Here is a 21,278-nt window from a genome sequence, read left to right on the forward strand (position 1 = left end):
CTGGAGGTTTGTCATCAAGCCCTTGATCTGAATTCATCGCCAGTTCGCAGGTTCGTTGCGCTTGTATATGGTCCTTCTACCAGCCCATTGAAGTGCCCGAGCGGCTGAATGTGAAGGTCATTCGCCCTCCGGGACAGCGTACATGTCGATCGCCGGTGCAAATATCCAGCCTTCTGACAACTGTTCAGTCAGCGGGTCACGGTAGATCACCAGCCGCCATTTGCCGCGGCTTTCCTTGACCGCTATCTCCATCCCGGCGTCTCCGCGCATCAGGATTGGTGCCTTACCTTGCGGGTCCCGGCGGATCGGCGCGATGCGCTTCAGTTCGCCGCGCGGGTGCATCTCGATATAAGCCTGATTCGCGGCGTCGTCGGCCGCAAGTATCTCATCGAGCTTCTCTTCTATCGTGTTCATGCGACCGACCACCTCGACATGGGCCTGTTGTTCCGCCGGGGTCAGATCCTGCGGAGTGACCTCCTTGTAAATTGTCTGGAAATTCAACAGGAGCCCGAGGAGTGCGAGAGCGCCTAGCTTGCGCAGTTCCTTCACGGTGTTCTCACCGAACATCGAGAACATCGCGCTCATCAAAGTGATGAATGCCACTACCAGATCGGTCGCTTGCGTCGGATCGTCCGTATGGCCGATCGCATCAACAATCCGCTGCGCCTCGATCACCTGCTCGGCCATCGCGACCGCGCTGCTAGACGCCACCGCCCCCGCGGTCGCGCGGAGGGTCATCATGTCGATCATGCGCGCGCGGTCGGCCGCCAGCTTCAGGATGCCGAGCTGAGGACTGAGTGCCTCGCTCATCGCCCTGAATTGCGAACCGATGCTCGGGACAGCCATCAGCTTACCGATCAGCGACCGATTTGTGCCGACCAAGTCGCCCAGCTTTGCCAAGTCGGCGACCGTCGAGCCGACCAGAGCATGCTGCTTTGCGAGAATGCCGGTAGGGTCCCGATTGATGGCGAAGCCGGTCTTTTGCAGCGCCATCATCCAGTTGGGCGTCGCATAGGGTTTCAGCACCGAGAGTCTGCTCAGTCGCAGAGCCTCGCTCGCCGCCATCACCTCTCCGATGCGCGTGCCCCGCATCAAAGCGGCGGCCTTGAGGATGCCACCGCGTTCGGCGGCCTCGATCGCGGCAAGGCCGGTCGGAAGTTTGCGCGTCAGTTCTTGAATCACAAAGCTCGGGCCGAGGGCCCGCTTCATCAGATCCGACTGCTCGCGCTGGCGCTTCATCATGTCATCGAGGGGGCTTGTCACCCCGAAAGGGAATTTGTTCGTCATGGCGCTGCTTTTGGCAGAAGCAGCGACGGTCTTCGAGGCTGTTTTGGTTCACCACAGAGAACCAGGAGAGTGTGTTCCCACTTTCCTGCGCGGAGCGAAGACGGCAGAAGGAGAGCATGTTCACCGTACATCCCGACGAGCTCAAGAATCTCGATGGCCTGCAGCTGGTCGAGCTTCTGCGCATGCTCGTCCATGCCGAGGCCCGCAAATCCGACATCCCGATGCGAAATGTCGATGTGCCGCTCCAGATCACGGTCGCCGATGGCGGACGTGACGCTACCGTACAGTGGCAGGGCGGCAAGGCTTCGACCGATTATTTCCCGGGCCGCGACACCGTCTTCCAGTGCAAGGCCAGCGACGGCGGCGATGCCGCCTGGACCAAGGAAGTTTGGACAAAGGCGTCCCAGCGCAAAAAGAAGAAGGTTCTCAACCCCGCGATCGCGGCAATGCTCGCGGCGGGCGGCGCCTACGTCGGCGCGACCGCGACCGCGCTCGTTGGTACCAAGCCCGACGATCGCGCCGAGGCGATCCGCAAGGGCATCCGGGAAGCAGGCGGCGATCCCGCCAAGCTCGCCTCGGTCCAGCTCTATGACGGTAACAAGCTGGCCATGTGGGCGACCAGCCATCCGGCGGTCGCGCTCTGGGTCAAGGAGCGTCAGGCTGGCTATGCACTCTCCGGCTTCGCGACGCTCGACCAATGGGGGAAGCGCGCCGAGATCAGCACGCCGCCATACGTGGCGAGCGAGGCGCGGCGCTTCGCGCTCAGCGCCGACTCGTTCGATGAACTGGGCTTTGATCAGCTCGCTGCGCGCGTGGTCGACCACCTCTCCGAACCGGGGGCGGTCGCGCGGGTCTGGGGCGCATCGGGCATCGGCAAGACGCGCGCGCTTCATCAGGCGCTCAGCATCAGCACCGGCGAACTGCGCGAGCTCACAGCCGCGAACTTCATTTTCTGCGATTATCCTGAAGTCTCAGGCGAAATCTGGAACGTCGCCAATCAAATCAAGAATGCCGGACTTGCCGCCGTGTTGGTGATCGATTCCTGCCCATGGGAGGAGGCCAAGCGCCTCAATCAGCTGGCCCGCGCCGAAGACAGTGCACTGCGCGTCATCACGCTTGGCGCCGACGGGCAAGACCAGGTTGAGGACTGCCTGATGATCCGACCGCTAAAGGCCGATCACGACACGATCCGCGGCATTCTCACCCAAGCGATCAAGGCGCGCGCCGACGAGATTGATTTCGTCGCGGCTCAGTGCGATGGCTTTCCGCGCATCGCTGTGCTCGCCGCCAAGGCGTTCGGCAGCGCCGCCAGCATCCGCAAATCGACAAATGAGGTCGCCGAGCAGATCCTGAATGCGGCCGGCGTCGGCGAGGAGACGGTCCGCGCGCTCGAATTGCTCTCGCTGTTCGACCATCTCGAGCCCGACGCCACGCCCGAAAGGTTCGACCAGTTGGCCGAGCTGCTCGTCCATATGAAGGGCGAGCTTGCCTATGAGCATCTCGTCCGCGCCGCCGAGCAGCATCTGGTTGAGCGCAGCCACGGACGCATGACCGCGCAGCCGCTGCCGATCGCCAATTATCTGGCCCTTCGGCGCTTCTCCTATCTGCGCCCCTCAACGATCACCGCCTTTCTCGCCGATGCCGAGCCCGATCGTCGCAACGCCATGCTCGCGCGCTGGGGCGCGTTTCGCGAGCGTTCAGACACGCTCGCCGAGGTGGTCCGCCGCGTCGTCAATCGTGGCTGGCTTCGCGACGACGCCACGCTGCTCGGGCCCGACGCCGCACCCTATCTCGCCGCATTCGTCCATGCCGATCCAGACACGATGATGCGCGCGCTGCATTTCGCGCTGATCCGGACCTCGCTCGACGATCTGGCGGCACTCGACATTTCACAGGAACTGCTCGACGCGCTGCGCCTTCTCGCGGTGCGCAGCAGCACGTTCCGCCCGACCGCCGCCTTGATGCTGCGGCTGACCGCCGTCACCGAATATGCCGACAACTCACCGGTCGTGCAGCTGCTGCGCCAGCTCTATCAAGTCGCGCTTGCCGGCACCGAAGCCGATGACAAAGACCGGCGCGACAGCCTGCTAAAGGCGCTCGAAGAGGAGGATTCGCGCATCCACCGCTCGGTGGTCGAGGCGCTGGGCGCGATGCTCACCACCCATATGACCCGCTTCGGCGCCTTCGACCAGATCGCCGGCGAGGACTTCCGCACCGAATGGTCGCCGGCAACGCACGAGATCGCAGTCGACTATTTCCGCTGGGCGCTTGAGCGGCTGCGCGAGCTCTGGCGCGACAATCCCGATTTCCGGCAGCGGATCGAGGCGATCGTCGCCAGCGATTTGCGCACACTGCTCGATTTCGACCTGCTCGACGTCGTCGAGGCGTTCGTCCGCGACGTGGTCAAGGCGGGCGGTCATTGGGCGCAGGCGACCAAGGGCATCGGCGACTGGCTCTATTTCGACCGGCCCGCCAAGGATGATGACGGCGCGCGCGCGATGCGCACGCTCTACGATGCGACGCTTCCCACCGACCCCGTCGACCTAGCTGTGCTCTATAGCCGCTTCTGGGGCGCCGACCTGCGCAATCCGGACAAGCGCTACTCCGCTGATGGCATCGACGATGACGACCATGAATATTCGGGCCGGGCGGCGCAAGCGTTCGCCAAAGGCATCGCGCGGAATCCCGCGCAGCTGGAACGCGCAGTCGCGGCCTTCGCCAGCCAAGAGCTTAATGCGCCCTGGCCGTTCGCGCAGACGCTGGCGCAGGAGGTCGGGGACCCTCTCGCGGTCTTCGCCGCCGCGACCAATGCGCTCGACGCCAGTGGCACGAGGGCCGGCGTCCAGTTCGTCCGCGCGCTGCTCGGCGGCTTCGATCGCCGGCTGGCTGGCGATGCTGACCAACAAAAGGCGCTGGTCGCGCTCGCCGAAGGTTCGGCGACGCTCTCCGAACGGCCGATGGACATCTACGGCGCGCTCGACATGACCGATGCGCGGGTCGTGGAGATTGCCGTACAGGTCCGCGCCGGCACGGTCGATGTCGGCTCGGTCGTGCCCATCTCCTACGGGCGCGGGCTTGCTAACGTCCCGGTGCCGGTCCTGGGCGAGCTGATCGAGGCGCTAGTCGACCGCGCTAGGGACGGCGGTGCCTGGGCGGCGATCGAGATCCTCAACATGGTCACCTACGGCATGAAGACGGTCGCGCCGGATCTGGCGGCGCTGTGCACGCTCGCCTTGCTGTCGCCGGCGATCGCCGAAGGCAGCACGATCAATCCCTCCCATGCCGAGCATGGCTTCGACCGACTTATCAAGCTGCTCGGCGCCTCCGGCGCAATCGACGGTGTCTTCGGCACCGGCTTTGCCCAGCTGATCGAGCGCGCCTGCCGATCGGTCGGCGGCTATCACAGCCGCCCGACCGAGGCATTGCGCGCCGGTCTCCCGATCGTCGTCGACCACGCGCCGCTCGAGGTCTGGGCCGTTCTCACCGGCTTCTACGACGTGGCGACGCGCGCCGAACGCGAACGCCTCAACATGATCACCGCCTCGACCAAGATGTTCGCGTTCAACAATGGCGACCGCACCGGGGCCGGCGCTCTGTTCAACGTGCCCGAGCCCGCCATCCTCGACTGGGTCGCGGACGATCCCGCCAACCGCGTCGCCTATCCGATGAGCTTCTATCCGATGCTCGGCCAGGACGGCGAAAGCTGGCACTGGCACCCCGCGACCGAAAAGCTTGCAAACCTATACGGGATGCTCAAGCCCTTTCGCGCAGCGCTGCGCGCCCGCATCCTGCCCAGTTCGTATAGCGGATCGCTCGAAGATCATCTCCGGCGTTTCCTAGAGCCACTGGGAGCTTGGGCCACGCATCCGATGCTCGGCAGTTGGGCGACCAGCCTGCTCGGCGACCTGAAGGGCTGGCTCGTTGATGAGACCCGTCGGCGCTGACGTCGGCGAATCCAGAATCAACGGGAGAGATCCCGGGCGCGTTCGTTCGTAATTTGGTGTGTAGAAGCTGCCAGTCCCCAACCGGCCTATCTTCTGTCGACCTGCGATGCCGGCCGCGCAACCGCTGAATGCCCGTTCTTGGCGAAAGCTGCCGTTCGAACTATCGCTCTGGAACGGCAGGATTGTCCCACAACGCGGTGTTCGCTTCCGACGAAACCGACCCTTGTCGGTCGTTCAGCCGTCGAATTTCAACCCCCAGGTGCGGCCCGTCCGCTAACCCATCCTAGACGCCCAAGATTGGGCCGATTGCGGAATGGCGGCTTACCGGTTGAAAGGGGCAGATAGCTTCCCGTCGCCTTCGGTGGGACGCATCATCGACCAGAGAGATTTTCTGCCGGTCGGCAAACGCCCCGTTGCGGACATTGGCCGGGGCGGTAATCTGCTATCATGGCGCTCTGGCAGTTCACTCTCGATCTCATTCCTGAATCGGCCGCGTGTGTTGAGGGAGTCGCAGCGATCCGGCTAAGCCGCGACCAACTCGATGCCATCAAAATAGAGATGCCGGACGGTGATACGCCGAGATTGTTAGGTTGGCTCGATGCCCTGTTCCCCGAAAAGAAATCATGGAGTGAAAGCCTCCGTATTTGGGGCGATGAAAAGACGGAGGATGTACAGGTCTACTTCGACGATGGCCGCATCGAATTTGTACAATTTCGGATAAACGCTGGTGACTTATCCATCTCATTGGTCAGCCGCATTTGCTCCATTGCTCGAAACCTTGGATGCGTTTTTGCGAGCCGCGAAGGTGCTATCGTCCAGCCTACGACCGAAGCCGTCGTGCGAGCGATATTACAGTCGCCCGCCACTCGTTTCGTGCGAGACCCCAAAGCGTTTTTAGAAGCGGCGGTGCTTATTGATGGCGGTAGCGACTGAACGACCGCTTCCCATCTGTGGACGCCCTCACGAACGCAAGCGGTATTTAGGAGATCAGGCACGTAGTCGGATGCTGCTATCTGTCCGGCCTCTGATGCAGCACCAGAGGCTGCGGGCCCGTATGGGAGTTCGCGGACTGGAACCATATCACCCTAAGCGTGCTCGCGGCACGGTGGGAAGCCCTGGTTTTTCCAGCCCCGTCTCGCCGACTGTTGTGCCATACCCTCCTTCGACCGACTACGTCCTCCGACGACCTCTGGTCCGCTTTGGCTTACGCCGCAGCTGCGACCGGAGCTGTGTAATCTTCTTCTTTCATGAGCAACGCCCAAATGATCCGCGCAGTCTTGTTGGCAAGCGCAACGGTCACCAACATGCGCGGCTTCCTGGCCAGCATCTGTTCGAGCCATGATCCTGCAGGCGCACCTCGTTTGCTAGCATGCAGCACGACAGCACTACTGCCTATGATGAGCAGTCGTCGAAGCGTTCGCTCGCCCATCTTCGTGATCGAGCCCAGCTTCTGTTTGCCTCCTGTCGACAACTGCCGTGGCGCCAAGCCGAGCCATGCGGCAAAATCCCGGCCCTTGGCGAAGGTCTCGGCCGGCGGCGCCAGTGCGGCAATGGCCGTGGCCGTAATCGGCCCGACCCCGGGTATCGTCATGAGCCGCCTGGCAATTGCATCCTCGCGTGCCCGCCTGGCGATCTCCTTGTCCAGATCACCGATCCTGTCGTTCAGTTCCTCCAAAAGATCCAGCATAGTACGAAACATCGCCTTAGCTGCCTCAGGAAGCGAAGCGCCAATCTCGTCTTCGAGCAGGTCACCAAGCATCGCAACGTACGACGGCCCCTTTGGCGCCACCCAGCCACACTCAGTGAGGTGCCCCCGGATCGCATTGATCAGTTGCGTACGCTGACGCACCAACAGATCGCGGGTCCGGAACACCAGCCCGGATGCCTGCTGCTCTTCGCTTTTGATCGCCACGAAGCGCATGTTCGGTCGCTGTGCCGCCTCGCAGATCGCCTCGGCATCTACCGCATCATTTTTATGCCGCTTCACGAACGGCTTTACGTACGCTGGCGGGATCAGCTTCACGTCATGCCCCAGCCCCGTGAGTTCGCGGCCCCAGTGATGCGCGCCTCCGCAGGCCTCGAGCGCTACCGTGCATCGCGGCTGCCGGGCAAAGAATTCCAGCAGCTTGGTGCGGCTGATTTTGCAACTGAACAACGCTCGCCCACTCGCATCCGGGCCATGCGCGTGGAAAACATTCTTGGCGATATCCAAACCGATTGTGGTAACTTCCGACACGGATGCCTCCTCAAGTGGTGTTCAACACCTCCACTATGGCACATCAATGCCGCCGGGGGGCGTCCACCCCATCACCCATCTTCGTCGCTGACGTACCTTCCAGGCAGAGGACACCGGACCGGCAGGAGTCGGGAACGTGAAATCAGCCCTCGAACGGCCGACTAGGGCGCGTCTCGGCCGATTCCGGAGCCGACCCTTTTCGGCCGTTTAGCCGACGATATCGAACGCCCATAACCGGGCGGTCCGCTTAGCGGACTGCTCAACGTCATAAGCCTTTCCGAAAATAAAGGCAGTTCGATAGCCGCGTAGGCAGGACTTGAATAACCAACGCATTGCAGAAAAACCAGAAATTGTCTGTCCAATGGGATGTGCAAGCCTGCCGTTTGCGCTAACGAACTGACGTTATGACAGACCCGAAAAAAGCCCTCTTTGATTTCGAAACCGCCGCAGACAAACTGATTGCGTCAATTTCAATCGCGGCAGTGCCCGCCCGGGCTATTTGGGCGCACTATCATTTTTTGATCTTTGTCCTGTATTACATCCTTGGCGCACGTGACCCATCCGCAAGGCGAAGCGCAGAAGCAACCACGTATAGGCTGAGCTATATCCTTAACTGGATTGCCAAACGATCTTCGGACGGTGAAACGATGAGGTCAGCCAACGCCGACGCGCTGTTTCGCCAAACTGACCCCGGGGCTCTCGGCGCAGGTGCGCTCGACGCCTATGCCCACTTCTCAGAGGTACTACCCGACGTAAGGCGGGATCGATTGTCGGTATGTCGGATCCAGGGCGGATTTCGCATTCAACACCATTCCAAAGAATCTGCAAGGGAAGATGCCGCCGACATTCTTATTAGCGCCCTTGCAATGCCACATATTGCAAATCGTATCCCGCAGAACATTAGTTCTGCAGTCAAAGCAATTGCCCAACGAACTCCGACAGACTGGACTTCCGTAATAGCCGAAGCGGCTAATCGCCTAGCGAAATATCATTCCAACATTCGGGAAGACCCTGTCGTCTCTGATGCAGCAATGACCACTATATTTGGTTTCTCAGGCCCTCGATTTCGTGAAATTCAAGCCGCGACTTTCGCGTTGGCAGAAGTTTGCCAAGAACTTGCCCTAACGACATATATGAATACAGCAGATGCAGATGGTGATCCGTCTGATGAAACTCTTGAGCAAGTTTCAATCAGCAGGCCGGAAGCTGAGATTGTGAGCTGGCTGTTGCAACTCGCGGGTGGGAATCAGGGCGATGTTGAGACGTTTGTGGACACTTTCACGTTTGATGCGACAGCTAAGAAACTCCGTGGCGGTGAAGGATACACGCCACCCTTCGTACGCATCGGTGCACAACTTTGCTTCTCCCCGGACCTCGTTTTCCGCTTTGTTCAGCCGCGGAACGCCATCCAAGATCTCATGAGAATTGATAAAAAGAAATTCGACAATCTAGTGTCAAGCACACTGGAACCAACATTGGTCGACGCAGTTTTAAATGAACTGACAGCGTTTCCAAATACAAAATACGCGACGTCTGTGAAATATGATCGCCGTGGAGAAATAGATCTCATGATTGTCGATCCCTCTTCAGGGGACGTCGTTATTATAGAAGTCAAAGGTCCGCTTCCTCCCCAAGGGTCGCGAGCAACAGAACGTCTTGCCGGGCGCGTTCGCGAAGGCGTCAGCCAGCTTGTACGCTTCCAAAACCTCACCAAACAGGAAAAACTGCAGATAGTAGAGAGCGGCACGAACCTGCGTTTAGCAGAAGCGAAATTTCACTATGTAGTCATGGCTCGTGCCTGCCTTGGGGCATGCGAATTATGGAGCCCTTCCTCTCCAATCACGCCAGCGACACTACCGCTCGTACGGCTGGCGCTGCAATCTATGCGGAAGCGTCGCGCCAACATCGCCGCTGACCTGACCAACGAGATCAGGACTATTACCGCGGAAATTATGAAACAAAGTAAGTGGCACTGGAGCAGTGGTAAGATGATACTATTTGGCAAAAAAATCTTTACTCCGCAATTGAGATATAACGATGCGGTCGTCGATGTATGGCGTCGCAGAGCAGCCGGGGAAACGATCTAATCTCCTTAGCCTTCAGAGGGGATGAGGCCGACCCTTCCCGGTCACTCAGCGCTACAATTTCACTCCCCAGATGCGGACCGGCAGCTATCCCGGTAGCTCGCGACCACACCCGACCGCTGATCGGAAGCTTTGAACTTGGTAGCTGCCCGAAGCAGTCGATCCTGCAGGCTAAGGGGAACTAGCTAGACGCCCTAATTCCGGCCATCCAAGGGTGGCGGCAGTGCACCTGAAGGCAGCCTAAGCCCCCCCCTCCTCCCCCCCCCGCCCCGCCGGCCAGGCGTCGCACGGTTGCATGTGCCGAATGGGCGGATGACCTTGCCTACCCCGGCTGCACTGGGCATTGTACAGCGAAAGACGAGGTGCTGATATGGAGCTAGGGGGCGAAGATCGTGGAGGCGGGGGGGACACTGCCGTTACATCAATCGGCCAGCGTGAGCCTGGTTCGCGCTATCGCGACGCGCTTAGGCTCCTGTTCATCCTCACCCAAGGTAGCGAGCCAACCGAAGATCCTAAGGAGGGCGCGGTCGGCATTTTCAAGGCCGAGAAGCGCCTGATGGCCATGGATTTTCTCGTTCGGTATCCGGACTATCTCGCCGATGCCCTACTCGATCTCTACGATCAAACCAGCGACCAGGAGTTGCTGGAAGCAGTTCGGCAAATATTTCTCAATGACGAACCATCCGTTCGGTTGGTGCGTATGATTAGGTGGCGGCACGGCGCCTATCAAAACGTTGACGATGCGCTGTCGATGCTGAGTTATTACGGGTTGGTTAGGCCGATGCAGTTATCCGATGGCGACGGGAAAGTCAGGCGATATGAGTATCTAATTTCCGGCAAGGCTTTTGCATTTCTCGAGAATACCGTGCGAGAGCATCCTGAATTGGCTTGGTATCGGGATCGATTGGCACTGGTCATGCGCGTTGCGCACGGAAAGAGCGGTTCCGCACTCAAAGAGTGGCAATATGAACATCCCGAATATGGAAACACGATGCACGGCGACATCATCGCGAGTATCAGTTCGCAGGTCCAAAGGCGGCTCGCCAGGATCGATGAGGCGAACGCATGAAAAAGACAGCTGCCGTTGAAATGACCGAGCCTGGCTGGGTTAAGGCGATTGCCGATCAGTGCAACCTCGATATCGCCGACGTTCGTCGTGTTCTACTCAAATACGGCATCCGCGCGCAGGCCACCCCACCGCGCTCGAAGAGCCTACGCTTTGAAAGCATAGTGTTCAGCGGGATACGCTCGGAATCGACCCCCGCCGGACCATTCAGCCTGTCATGGCTGGATCTTGATGCTGGTGTCTACGCAGTGATGTCGGAGCGGAATCTCCGCGGCAAATCGTCAATCCTGAATATCCTGAACGCCGCGATCCGCGGTGATTTTCCTGGCCGGATCAAATCCGATATCTGGAAATGGCTGAACGCGCTTGAGGTTCGGTTTCGTATAGATAACGTGCTCCACCGCTTGGAGCTCGAGAAAGACGCTGGCGAGGAGAAGGCCGCACAGGGCCGTGCTCGCCTTAGCCGCAGCGATGACGGGTGTCTGTGGGTGACTCTTTACAGCGGTGACGCTGCAGAGGGCTTGAAGGCGCAAACCGAACAGTTGATGATGGAGGAACTCGATTTCCCCGTCATCTATGCCCATAATAAGAATACCGGTGGCCATCCGCATGGCTGGCCGCTGATATCGTCTGCCTTCTATCTGTCCAGTTCGGTCGAGCCGAAGGCGCTGTTCGGCGATCTACCGATCGACGGCATTCCGCTGCGTCTTCTCCAACTCTTCATCGGGCTCCCTTGGGTATCGACATACAGCGCAGCGCTGACAGCGCAAAAACAGATCGAGCAGGGGATTGCTAATCGCCCGAACCAGGCTGGAACGGCCACGGTTCTCAAAACTAGGCTGCTCGAGGTGGAAGAACAGCTCGCGGAAGCCAAAAAGTCGCGCGGTCCCGACAATCGAAGCGCCCTCAGGCTGCAACTCGCGCGGCTTGACGAGACTATTGCTTCGGATCGCAGACAGGCCCGTGACGCCAATAACGTCATGGAGGCGGATCATTTTAGCCTCGGCGCCATATCAGAGAGCTTCGAAACCGCCAGGCGGCGGCTTAAGCTCCTCGAGGAAGAGCGATCCGCAGGATATTCATTTCGGCAATTGAGCCCGTCTTGCTGCCCTGCCTGCGAGGGCCGCTTCGAGATTGAAGCGACGGCGGAGCCGTCGTCGGACGCCAGCTGCGCATTATGCAAGAGCGCGCTTGCCGCCGACGGCGCCGAAGCAGACGATGACCGCATCACCGATGCGACAGATTTGGTCGCCGAGCTCAAGCGATCCGTCGAGTTGGCGAAAGCTAGGCAGAAGCTATCCGAAACCGATGCACTCGCAAAGAGCGAAAGGCTTCGTCTCAACATGGCTGAAGCACGTCGGGTGCAGGACAAGCTGTCGGCCTTGCCGATCGATCCCGACAACCGGGTGATCGAGCTGGAAGCACAGGCCAAACAGTTGCAGGAGCTGCTCATCTCGTTGGAACTGCCCTCAGCCGAAGATGGGGAAGTGCAAGCCGAGCTTCAAATCCTCCGCGCTGCTAGCGAGATCAGTAGAGCATTGATGACCGCCATGCAGGAGGACATTCTGGGGGAGATCACCGGCGCCGTCATGAGCCTCGCGACAAAGTTCGGCGTTTCTCATCTGACGAGCATGCACCTCGACAATGGCGGCAGGCTGAAGGTTCGCCAGGGTGGCGCCGATACGTTCTTCACCGGCCTAACCATGGGCGAGAAGCTGCGCATCAAGATCGCGATCGCGTTGGCCGCCGTCGAGGTTGCCAAGCGTCGCGGGCATGGGCGCCATCCCGGTCTGATGATCATCGATTCACCAGCTTCAGAAGAGGTGGTGAGCAAAGATTTCGAGCAGATGCTCGATAGTGTTGCGGCGGCGGCGCGAAACATCGGTGGCATTCAGATCATCATAGGCACAATCGCGCGCAGGGCAGTGGAAGCCGTGGTGCCCGACACGCACCGGTTGCACGCTAAAGGAGAGGCATATCTCTTCTGAGCCATCGCCCGTCGACGATATCTTCATCTTGGGCACTCCACTTGGAGATCGGATTCTCGATCCGGGAGCCGCGTCAGAATCGGCCTTGCTACAGGCGGTAGATGGACTGCTCGACAACGTAGCGCGCGCCGATGCTTTCCTTTGGCTTGCGCGATGGGCAGACGCAACATCCGTCCAGACCGCGCTCGTTCGCCTGCTTGAGCACGAAGACGATGCCACGTCGTTGGCCGAGATGATTGACGGTCTGGAGAGCCTTGCGGCCATTCCTTCGGCATTGGGCGAACGGATATGGGGTGTGCTGCGACCGCGCTTCGAGGCCCGGTCGCAGCATCGATGGATGCGTTGCCATGCGCTGCGCGGCGGCCTTCTCGCGGTACAGACCAGCCCCAACCTGATCCGACGTTTGCAGGCTTATGTCCTCGAAGTAGACCCGCAGGATGACGGTACTTATCTACGCCATGTTGCTAAAGTCACTGGCGTTATCCTGCGGCGATATCCAGACGACGATTTCAGGGCGGTCCTTCTTGCCCTAGCGGAGGTTGATGCCTCGGCTGATGAGGCGGCGCTAGAATTGGGCCTAGACCAGCTTCGGAAAAGTTTGATGGCTCAAACCGAAGCCGGCGTGTCGTCGGCTCTGGCCTGCGCGCAGGAGTGGTTCGGACGCTCACTGGCGTCCAGCGAAAATCGGCCGGATGCCCAACTCTATGAAGCCTGTGCATCTGTTCTGTTGGCGACGCAGGCCACCGGCTTGAACGATGCGCTGGATCAGCGATTGCCCGAGTTGCGCCGATATGCCTTCGAGTACTCCGCTTATGCCGCGGCATCGCATGGCGCGACATCGTGGCTCAGGGGGGATCCGCAGGAGCGATTCCATTGGCTGTCGATGGCTTCAAAATTGGCATCACTGGGCCGGACCTTCACGAAGGACATTTGGCTTCATGCCAATCTCGTGATCGAGGAGGAGCTCCTGGCAATCTTCTTCGTCGGTGAGCGCATATTTGGACGGTCGGATTCCGGTGGTATGAACCTCTTGGCTCGCAACGCCCTTGTTACCGCGTTGCGGCGTCGAAGCTTCTACCTCGAAGCGATCGACCAGTGGCTAGCGGAAAATGCCGATAGCCCTCTCGCGGCGTCGGTGGCTCAGATACGGCATACGGTGCGTCAGTCTGTCGTCGATGGGATTCATCGTCGCCCTTTTGATGAAGCGGCGGAGGTCCGCATCGCCGATATGCTGATGAAGTCCGGAGTCGACGCAGCGACCGCCATGATGACGGCGGCGCAGATCGAAACTGGGATCGACCGCAACCAGCAGGTGGCGCCGATATGGCAGAGACTGATGAGCGACCTGTCCGGATGCGCAGACATCGACCGCAGCAACGCAAAAGTGTTGCTAGAGACGATGTGTACACTGATTACGCGTTTCCTGGAGTTCCGCGCCAAGGTCGGCACCGCGACCGACCCATCCAGCGAATATGTCTTTCGCCGCGGTAGCAATCTACCGGTCGAGCACGATCTCCAGCTTGATTTCCTCAAATTCCTATCATCGACTGACACTCCGTCCATGCAGGCGGAAGCCCGCGACATGGGTGGCGGGCGATCTGACATCGCTATTGCATTTCGCGGCCTCACGACGATCGTAGAGGTCAAGAAAGACGACAATGTTCCCGACAACAAGACGCTGGCACAGCGATATGCAGGACAAGCGAGCGGCTATCTGACGACCGGTGTCCGTTTCGGCTTCCTACTCGTCCTCGACCTCACCGATCGGGCGGGGCATCAGCCTCATATTTCCGAGCAGATTAGCGTCGAGCGCAAGACGCCCACCGGCTCCCATGTCGAATATCATGTGATCACGGCGCGGATTCAAGGGAAGCGAAAGACGCCACACGAACTTCGCTAGCACGCCGTTCGCCGAAGGCACGCGCGAACGAGCGCTGTCCCAGGTCAGGTTCCCGGAAGCTGCCTGCCGTCAATCGGCCAGATTGTCGCGGGCAAGACGGCAAGAAAATCCCGCGCTCGAACGTCGGGTTCTCGCAAACGCAATCGGGAGATTGCAGGATCCGGATCAGCTACCGCAAGAAGGGTGCGGATCGCGTCGAGCGCGGTTGCCTCATTTAGAAGCTGGAGACCCGCAAAAACCTCGATGGTCTGCCGCTCAAACTCCGATCCACGTGAACAGAGCAGAATCGCATGGTGAACAGACCGGGCTCAAATTGCCGTCCGGTGATCATCTCAACTCCGGCACGGGGGTTTTTGCGGGTGTCCAGCTTCATCATGCGGACTTGCGCAGTCCGACAGAAGTCCGTCAACGTCTTCCCTTACCGCTCGCAGACCGGAGCAACAGACAGGGCTGGAGGAACCATGCGACACGATGAAATCAAAGAGGATCTGCGGCCGCTCGTTTTCGAATTCTTCTTTTGGTTCTCGCGGTTCGAGTCGGCGCTCAAAGAGAATGGCTGGCTTCAGTCCAAAGCTGTCGGGGCTCCCGCCCGCCCGGACTGGCAGGGCTTCGTTCTGGCCTGCGCCGGGGACTATTCTCCGTCGAATGCGGCCCGGCAGCTTGTCGCGGCAAATCCGCTGAAGCAGGTCATTGGCGAGCACAGCCTTACGTTCGCAGAAGTCGTATTCGCTGAGGCGGCGCCCCAGCTTGAGCGCGTCACTGTCCTGCTCAAAACGGTACGCAATAATCTGTTTCACGGCGGTAAGCAGGGCAGTGCCTATTGGGACGATCCCGACAGAATGCGACTCCTGCTTCCATTGTCGGTGACGGTGCTTGGCGAACTGGTCGCGCTCGGTGGCCTCGAAGCCGATTACACTGGTTATTACTGATGGGGAGGCCTCCTGAGAACGGCTTCGGGTTTCCCTGGAAAGCTGAAGACCCCTGCCCATGCGGGAGCGGAGCGCAGTTTTCCGGCTGCTGTCTCGGAAGAGACGGACGTCCGTGCGCGGCTGTTGATAGCCTCATGCCGCCTGCGCCCGTGACCAAGCATGCGCAGAGCGGCTGCTACATGGCAGCGACGGCAGACTGCGGCGGCGGGTTGAGCCGCGAGCATTATATCTCACGTGGCCTAATCAGCGGTCCGGAGCTTCGGGTGCGAGGAATGCCTTGGCAGCAGGAAGAGGTCGCGCGTTATTCGCCCGACAACCTCGTTGCCCGTATTCTCTGCCGGCGCCACAACAGCGCGATGTCACCCCTCGACGCACATGCGATCCGCTTCTTCCTGGCAGTTGAGGCCGCGTTGCAGCATGCACAGCGCCGCTCATTATCGCGGAAAAGCCAGTTCCATATGACGTCGGGCGATGGGCTCGAGCTCTGGGCAATGAAGACGCTGGCCAGCCTGTACGCATCTGGGATCGGGTTCATAACGCCGGAACATAGGTTTCGCGATTTCGAGCCGCCGATGGAGCGGATCGTATCCGAGCTGTCATCTCCAAACCCGCGCAGCATCATGACCCTCAGTCTACCTCTTATGCAGGAAGCGCATGAGGAGCAGATAGGGCGCCGCGCAGTTTTGATCGGGCCGATCGTTGACGATGAAGCCGGGGAGCTATCGGGTCTGCTTGTCCGAATGCATGGCATCGCCCTGGTCTTCAACATCGACCTTCCCGATGAGGACGCTCTTCCCGAAACGGAGATCGCCCGGCCCGATATGATCGACCTGATCGGGATGGACCGGACCTCTCGCATATTCCTCTCCCGTGCAAAGCGGCGCCGCGAAGCTCGGATCGTCCAGATAAGGCTCAGTCACCCGCGTAAGGATCGTCCCGTCAGACGGCCCGATCGCGGCTGGAAACGGCAGCCCCTACGGAAGTGACGGAACGCAGGCAAAAACCTCGGGAGTATCCGGTCAACGTCAGCAGCCGTGCAAGCCAGTCGTTCCTAAATTCCAGTAGGCTGCATCACTCAGACAGATCGACCTATGTAAGGTTTTAGCGACCAGCTCGAGCGCGGCGAGTGGAGCCTTTGTCGGCGGGAGCTGACATCAATTCGCGGAGTCAGTCCGATCTGGAACGCTCCGAAGCGGACTGAGCGCAAAGTCCCAAACCCAGCCAATCGGATCGGCATGTAATCCAGCTCTGCCAACGAAAGTTCCAAAAATCCTCCCAGTCAGGCCAGCAATTGGAGATAGCGATTCTCAAATGATCTCAGTAGCTGACTTGGCATGAACATTTGCAGGGAACGAATCATCTCGATTCCCTATCCATGGCAGTCCAACTGCATCTGCAAATTCCCAGGTCCTGTTTGGGGGCCACATCTATGGCTGTCGTGAATAAATATCCGAAATTATTGTTTTAATTGTCCTTAATTATATTCCCGCTACCGCTCCACCTTCATAGCATGGCTGCGTAGAGAAATTCGTCGTCGCGATGGCTGCCGACCATGAAGAAGATATCGGCGACCTTTTCGCAGCCGTAGCGTTCGTAGAAACGGTGCGCGCCGGTATTTTCGCTGTAAACGGAAATCTGCATCTCGCGAGCCTCGCGTGAGCGGGCAAGGTCGAGGGCCCATTCCATGAGGCGCCCGCCAATGCCCCTGCCGACCGCCTCGGGGTCGGTATAGAGCTGTTTGAGTTCCACCACGCGCGACGGATCGACGCGGGCATGTTCGGGCCACCCGCAGGCGAGCTTTACCTTGCAGTAGCCCATTAGCACATTGTCCTCGACGGCGAGGCGGGTCTTGGTTGCGGGGTCCAGGATTTCGTGCTCGATCTTCGCCTCGTCGTACATCTCTGCAAGGAAGTTCGAGAGGTTTTCCGGGCTGTAGAGGTGCCCGAACTTGGCCACGAAACTGCGGCGCCCAAGGTCCGCCAGCGCGGTGGTATCGTCAGGGGTAGCGTCGCGATAGTCCATCACAGAATCCGGGTCATGCAGAAAGAAAAGTCATCGGGAAGATAGTTCCCGAATGGCGGGCATTCGGCAAAGCCATGCTTGCGGTAGAGCGCATGGGCGGCATGGAACGGCGCAGGGCGGCCTGTCTCCAGGCTTACCCGCGTGCAGCCGCGCACGCGGGCCTCTTGCAATAGATGCAGAAGGATAGCTTCTCCCACCCCTTGCCGGAGGAAGCGCGGATCGACGCGCATGGATTTCAGTTCGGCGTGGTCCGGCGCGATCATGCGGATCGCCCCGCAGCCTGTCAGATCCTCGGCGGTCCAGGCTGAGAAAAAGTCCACATCCGCAGCCCGCAGCATTTCGGCGGGCATGGCGTGGACGCTTTCCGGCGGCGACCAGCGGTGCATCTGGTCGAGATGGAATTGCAGGAGGGAGAGGATTTGCGCGCCGGTCAGATCGTCACGCTCGATGCGCAGGGAAGGTAAGATCATGAAATATCCGAATACTTGTCCGCCTTGCGTTGCCCCATACGCATCCCCGTTTCCAGCCGTGCGCGAAGCTGGAGGTAATAATCCTCGAGAAACGCGCGCTCATCGCCCCAGCCGTCCTGACGCTGAATCTTGCCGGCGATGGTCTCATAGACCGAGTCGAGCGCCTTGTCCCTAGATTCGCGCAGAACACGTTCCAGCGTCTGCAATTCGAATTCGCCATAGACCGCCAGTTCGGCGCTCGTGAAGTCGTAGCGGCGGCGTTCGGGCGCGGGCGCCTCCTCTGCTTCCGATGGCGCTGTCACGGCGCCGCCGAGCACCGGTTGCAGCCGGTGGCGCGGGCGTTCGAGCACCCAGGTTCCCGCCACCACGTCTCCCGCGCGCAGGGCATCGCGATTGAAGAAGGGAAACAGCATGAAGATCGCGAACCAGCCGGTTGCCGCCAGCCACGCCGCGCCACTTTCCACGCCCGCAGACGCGACCAGCAGCACTGGCAGGAACAGCTCGATATCGCGCAGGAGATTGCGCGCGATTACCATCTCGGCGCTCAGGCGCCCACCATCGCGCGCGGCGATGCGGATACCGGCGATGCGCTTGCCCGGTGTCGCTCCTCGCGCACCCAGTTCGAAGAACAGGAAATAGGCGTTTCGCAACAGGAACATGAAGACGATCCAGACGATGAAGATCAGCATCATCGCCTTGCCCAAAAGCGAGCCGTCCTTCATCCGGTCTGCCGCGACGCCTGCCCCGCCTATCAAGGACATCAGGGCAAAACTGACGCCCGCCATGATCAGGCCGATGAACAGCAGGTCGAGTGCCAGCGCCCCCATCCGCGCGCCGCGGGTCGCCACTTTCACCGGTAGGGAAATACCCTCCGGCGTCACCAGCACACGGTCCCGCGTCTTTGGAGATGCCGGCTGACGCGGCTTGCGTCGCAGGCGAAAGGGCGGCCGCAGCGGCATCAGGCCTGCCTTCCGTAACCGCGCCGGAACAGGTAGAAGTAGCTCGTCCACAGTGCCAGCATAAAACCGCCGATCGCATAGCGCCCCGCCGTCTCGTCGACCATCTGTCGGGCGAAACCTTCGAGCAGGGCAGCGCAGACCAGCATCAGCACGACGCCCGCCATCACCACCGCGGCACGTCTTCCCGCTTCGGCAGCGGCCTGCAAAACGGGGCGCTCTCCGGGGAACGCCATGGCCCGCCCGATGTGCAGCCCGGCGGCGCCTGCCAGCAGGATCGCGAAGATCTCGGTCGTGCCGTGGACCGCGATCCAGCCCATGAAATCAACCGTCAGCCCGGCGCCGTGATAGAGCCACAGCAGGGCACCCAGCAGCGCCATGTTCTGCACCAGCAGCAGCAGCGTGGGCACGCCGAAGGCAAAACCGAAGGCAAAGGCAAGGATCGACACTTGCGCGTTGTTGCTGAACAGCTGTGCTGCAAACACGCTCAAGCCGTTCTCCTTCGACTGCCCGAACAGCGAGCCGTGCAGCGCCTCACGCGTCGCGCCGGGCACGCGGACCTCGCCGTCGCCGCCGGGCATCAGCGCATAGAACCAGGATGGATCGTGCGCGACCAGCAGCCAGCCGACCGCGACACCTGCCACCATCACTGCCAGCGCGATCAGGGTATCCTTCCAGATCGAACGCACAGCCGCGCTCCAGCCGCCGCCGAGGAAACCTGTCAGCCACTCCCACAACGATGTGCGCGGGCCATAGACGACATACCAGGCGCGTTGCACCAGCGATTCGAGGTACGCCAGCGTGGCCGCATCGAGCGAGGTCTCGCGCGCAATCGAAAGGCTGGAGGCGACCGCGCGGTAGAGACCGGGAAGCGCCAGAAGGTCCTCATCGGGGAGCTTCTTCCAGCGCCCCTTTTCGACCCGCACGACGATCTTTTCCAGCCGGGCCCAGTCTCCCTCGCGCTCCAGTCGGAAGCGGTCCGAACGTAGGACGGCGCGTTCGACCGCGGCGTCACGGATGAGAGTATCTGTCATCCGATCACTCCCGAACGCTTGATGGCAAGATAGGCGTCGATCAGCCGGGTGCCGACCCGATCCCACGGCGCCTCGATCACGTCGACACCGATCTGGCGCAAGCGCCGGGTAACGGCCATGCGCTGGCGCAGCAGCGTGTCTGCCGAGACGGCCATCGCCAGCGTGTCGAGGTCTTCCGGCTCGGCAGACGCCATCGTCTCCAGTTCCTCGTCCACGAGAGACACGAACAGCACGACATGGTGGTTCACCAGCCGCCCGACGCTTTCGATCATCAGTTCGGCACCGGTGGGATCGGAGAAATCGGAGAATACCACCACCAGCGACCGGCGCTGAAGCCGCCCGGCGAGCGTGGCCAGTGCGAGCGTGAAATTCGGTTCCTCGCTGCGATATTCGAGACCGGCAGCGGCGCGCTGCAGGCGATGGAATTCAGAAGAGGATGTGACGAAGGGGCTCGACACCTCGGGCCGTGAGGCGAAGCCGAACAGCGCCACCCGATCTCCGCCGCGCAGCGCGACGTAGGATGTCGCCAGCGCCGCAGAGATTGCCTGGTCGAGCCGGGGCATGCCGTGGACCGGCTCGCACATCGCCTGCCCGCAGTCGAAGGCGAAGACGATCTGGTTGTTACGCTCGGTCTCGTATTCCTTGGCATAGAGGTGGACATGGCGGGCCGAGGCTTTCCAGTCGATCCGTCGCCGGTCCATGCCCGGTTCGTACTCGGCCAGCGCCTCGAACTGCGCGCCTTCGCCCCGGATGCGGCGGGCGATAACGCCATACTGGGCATCGCGCAGATAGGTCTGGAACGCGGGCGAGCGGATTGCGGCGACATTGGGCCACACGCGCACCGCGCGGGCGATCGCGCCGCGTGTCTGGCGCGATGCGAGGCCCAGCGGCCCGGTCCAGCGCAGCCACAGGCCGTCGATGCTGCCGGTGCCACGACGCAGCGCGGCGAAACGTGCCTCGCCGCGCCACAGGCCGTCTTGCTGCCGCAGGGGAAAGGTCATCCGCCCGCCATCGGCCAGGCGTGGGTCGCAGCCGAGCGTCCCCTCCATGCGCGAGATGCGACGGCCTGACAGCTCTGCGTGGACAGCGATCACGGCGGGCAGGCCAACCTCGACATCGTCGGGCACGGTCACCCGCAGATCGGCGAGCCGCCCTGCAATCAGCGCGTCGGCAAGAATTGCGCCCAGCACACACAGCCCCAGCACCGGCGCGGCCAGCCATGCCCCCGGCGCCAGCGCGCCGATCAGCACCGCCAGCGGCGCGGCGACGGCCAGCAGCGTGACCGCGCGCGTCGTCGGCACGATCATCGCAGCAGAAGCGGCTAGCATCGCCGCAGAAGGGGGAGGCGTGGCAGGCACGGAA

General features: G+C 61.0%; 15 protein-coding genes. 8 read left to right on the forward strand and 7 right to left on the reverse strand.

The features are described 5' to 3' along the window. Positions 1-117: 117 nt before the first annotated feature. Entirely contained in the window at positions 118-1,287 is a 1,170-nt protein-coding gene (locus tag AC3EC3_RS10115; protein WP_488489490.1) for an SH3 domain-containing protein, read from the reverse strand. Here AC3EC3_RS10115 and AC3EC3_RS10120 point away from each other — a divergent pair. Together AC3EC3_RS10120 and AC3EC3_RS10125 are read left to right on the forward strand one after the other, a co-directional pair. Next, positions 1,257-5,231, forward strand: coding sequence for a hypothetical protein (locus AC3EC3_RS10120; protein ID WP_488489491.1), 3,975 nt, complete (start codon positions 1,257-1,259; stop codon positions 5,229-5,231). The two genes, AC3EC3_RS10115 and AC3EC3_RS10120, sit on opposite strands and share 31 nt — an antisense overlap. Positions 5,232-5,678: 447 nt before the next feature. Then, positions 5,679-6,164 (forward strand): hypothetical protein, encoded by a 486-nt coding sequence (locus AC3EC3_RS10125; protein WP_488489492.1) that lies wholly within the window; start codon positions 5,679-5,681, stop codon positions 6,162-6,164. Between the two features lie 271 nt (positions 6,165-6,435). Here the strand turns inward: AC3EC3_RS10125 and AC3EC3_RS10130 are convergent, their stop codons facing one another. Beyond that, the gene (locus AC3EC3_RS10130) at positions 6,436-7,467 is read right to left on the reverse strand and encodes an IS110 family RNA-guided transposase (protein ID WP_488489493.1); all 1,032 of its coding nucleotides are present in this window, start codon (positions 7,465-7,467) and stop codon (positions 6,436-6,438) included. A gap of 404 nt (positions 7,468-7,871) precedes the next feature. Here AC3EC3_RS10130 and AC3EC3_RS10135 point away from each other — a divergent pair, with 404 nt between their 5' ends. The 6 genes from AC3EC3_RS10135 (at position 7,872) to AC3EC3_RS10160 (ending at position 16,420) form a co-directional block, all read left to right on the forward strand. Continuing rightward, a complete protein-coding gene (locus tag AC3EC3_RS10135) occupies positions 7,872-9,554 on the forward strand; it encodes a hypothetical protein (RefSeq protein ID WP_488489494.1) in 1,683 nt (560 codons plus the stop codon). A gap of 367 nt (positions 9,555-9,921) precedes the next feature. Beyond that, positions 9,922-10,620: a hypothetical protein gene (locus tag AC3EC3_RS10140; RefSeq protein WP_488489495.1), complete on the forward strand. Its 699-nt coding sequence runs from the start codon at positions 9,922-9,924 to the stop codon at positions 10,618-10,620. Continuing rightward, positions 10,617-12,605: a P-loop NTPase family protein gene (locus AC3EC3_RS10145; protein ID WP_488489496.1), complete on the forward strand. Its 1,989-nt coding sequence runs from the start codon at positions 10,617-10,619 to the stop codon at positions 12,603-12,605. Before AC3EC3_RS10140 ends, AC3EC3_RS10145 begins: the two co-directional genes overlap by 4 nt. Before the next feature lie 28 nt (positions 12,606-12,633). Next, a complete protein-coding gene (locus AC3EC3_RS10150) occupies positions 12,634-14,505 on the forward strand; it encodes a hypothetical protein (RefSeq protein ID WP_488489497.1) in 1,872 nt (623 codons plus the stop codon). A gap of 461 nt (positions 14,506-14,966) precedes the next feature. Beyond that, entirely contained in the window at positions 14,967-15,434 is a 468-nt protein-coding gene (locus tag AC3EC3_RS10155; protein ID WP_488489498.1) for a hypothetical protein, read from the forward strand. Between the two features lie 149 nt (positions 15,435-15,583). Continuing rightward, positions 15,584-16,420 (forward strand): hypothetical protein, encoded by an 837-nt coding sequence (locus tag AC3EC3_RS10160; protein WP_488489499.1) that lies wholly within the window; start codon positions 15,584-15,586, stop codon positions 16,418-16,420. Between the two features lie 517 nt (positions 16,421-16,937). Here AC3EC3_RS10160 and AC3EC3_RS10165 read toward each other — a convergent pair. From AC3EC3_RS10165 to AC3EC3_RS10185, 5 genes are read right to left on the reverse strand one after another with little or no spacing between them, the layout of a single operon-like run. Then, on the reverse strand, positions 16,938-17,456 hold the full coding sequence (locus tag AC3EC3_RS10165) for a GNAT family N-acetyltransferase (RefSeq protein ID WP_488489500.1): 519 nt from the start codon (positions 17,454-17,456) through the stop codon (positions 16,938-16,940). Next, complete coding sequence (locus AC3EC3_RS10170; RefSeq protein ID WP_488489501.1) at positions 17,456-17,926, reverse strand: GNAT family N-acetyltransferase; 471 nt, start codon at positions 17,924-17,926, stop codon at positions 17,456-17,458. The genes AC3EC3_RS10165 and AC3EC3_RS10170 overlap by 1 nt, the downstream gene beginning before the upstream one ends. Then, on the reverse strand, positions 17,923-18,885 hold the full coding sequence (locus AC3EC3_RS10175) for an RDD family protein (protein WP_488489502.1): 963 nt from the start codon (positions 18,883-18,885) through the stop codon (positions 17,923-17,925). Before AC3EC3_RS10175 ends, AC3EC3_RS10170 begins: the two co-directional genes overlap by 4 nt. Then, a complete protein-coding gene (locus tag AC3EC3_RS10180; RefSeq protein ID WP_488489503.1) occupies positions 18,885-19,916 on the reverse strand; it encodes a stage II sporulation protein M in 1,032 nt (343 codons plus the stop codon). Before AC3EC3_RS10180 ends, AC3EC3_RS10175 begins: the two co-directional genes overlap by 1 nt. After that, entirely contained in the window at positions 19,913-21,244 is a 1,332-nt protein-coding gene (locus AC3EC3_RS10185) for a DUF58 domain-containing protein (RefSeq protein WP_488489504.1), read from the reverse strand. Before AC3EC3_RS10185 ends, AC3EC3_RS10180 begins: the two co-directional genes overlap by 4 nt. Positions 21,245-21,278: the final 34 nt, after the last annotated feature.

Source organism: Novosphingobium sp. BAM6, assembly GCF_057784955.1.

Excerpts from the sequence above, each read along its gene's own strand:
- AC3EC3_RS10125 (WP_488489492.1), top strand. The coding sequence starts at position 5,679 with ATGGCGCTCTGGCAGTTCACTCTCGATCTCATTCCTGAATCGGCCGCG.
- AC3EC3_RS10165 (WP_488489500.1), bottom strand. The coding sequence starts at position 17,456 with ATGGACTATCGCGACGCTACCCCTGACGATACCACCGCGCTGGCGGAC.
- AC3EC3_RS10180 (WP_488489503.1), bottom strand. The coding sequence starts at position 19,916 with ATGACAGATACTCTCATCCGTGACGCCGCGGTCGAACGCGCCGTCCTA.
- AC3EC3_RS10155 (WP_488489498.1), top strand. The coding sequence starts at position 14,967 with ATGCGACACGATGAAATCAAAGAGGATCTGCGGCCGCTCGTTTTCGAA.
- AC3EC3_RS10170 (WP_488489501.1), bottom strand. The coding sequence starts at position 17,926 with ATGATCTTACCTTCCCTGCGCATCGAGCGTGACGATCTGACCGGCGCG.
- AC3EC3_RS10135 (WP_488489494.1), top strand. The coding sequence starts at position 7,872 with ATGACAGACCCGAAAAAAGCCCTCTTTGATTTCGAAACCGCCGCAGAC.
- AC3EC3_RS10175 (WP_488489502.1), bottom strand. The coding sequence starts at position 18,885 with ATGCCGCTGCGGCCGCCCTTTCGCCTGCGACGCAAGCCGCGTCAGCCG.
- AC3EC3_RS10115 (WP_488489490.1), bottom strand. The coding sequence starts at position 1,287 with ATGACGAACAAATTCCCTTTCGGGGTGACAAGCCCCCTCGATGACATG.
- AC3EC3_RS10140 (WP_488489495.1), top strand. The coding sequence starts at position 9,922 with ATGGAGCTAGGGGGCGAAGATCGTGGAGGCGGGGGGGACACTGCCGTT.
- AC3EC3_RS10145 (WP_488489496.1), top strand. The coding sequence starts at position 10,617 with ATGAAAAAGACAGCTGCCGTTGAAATGACCGAGCCTGGCTGGGTTAAG.
- AC3EC3_RS10185 (WP_488489504.1), bottom strand. The coding sequence starts at position 21,244 with ATGCTAGCCGCTTCTGCTGCGATGATCGTGCCGACGACGCGCGCGGTC.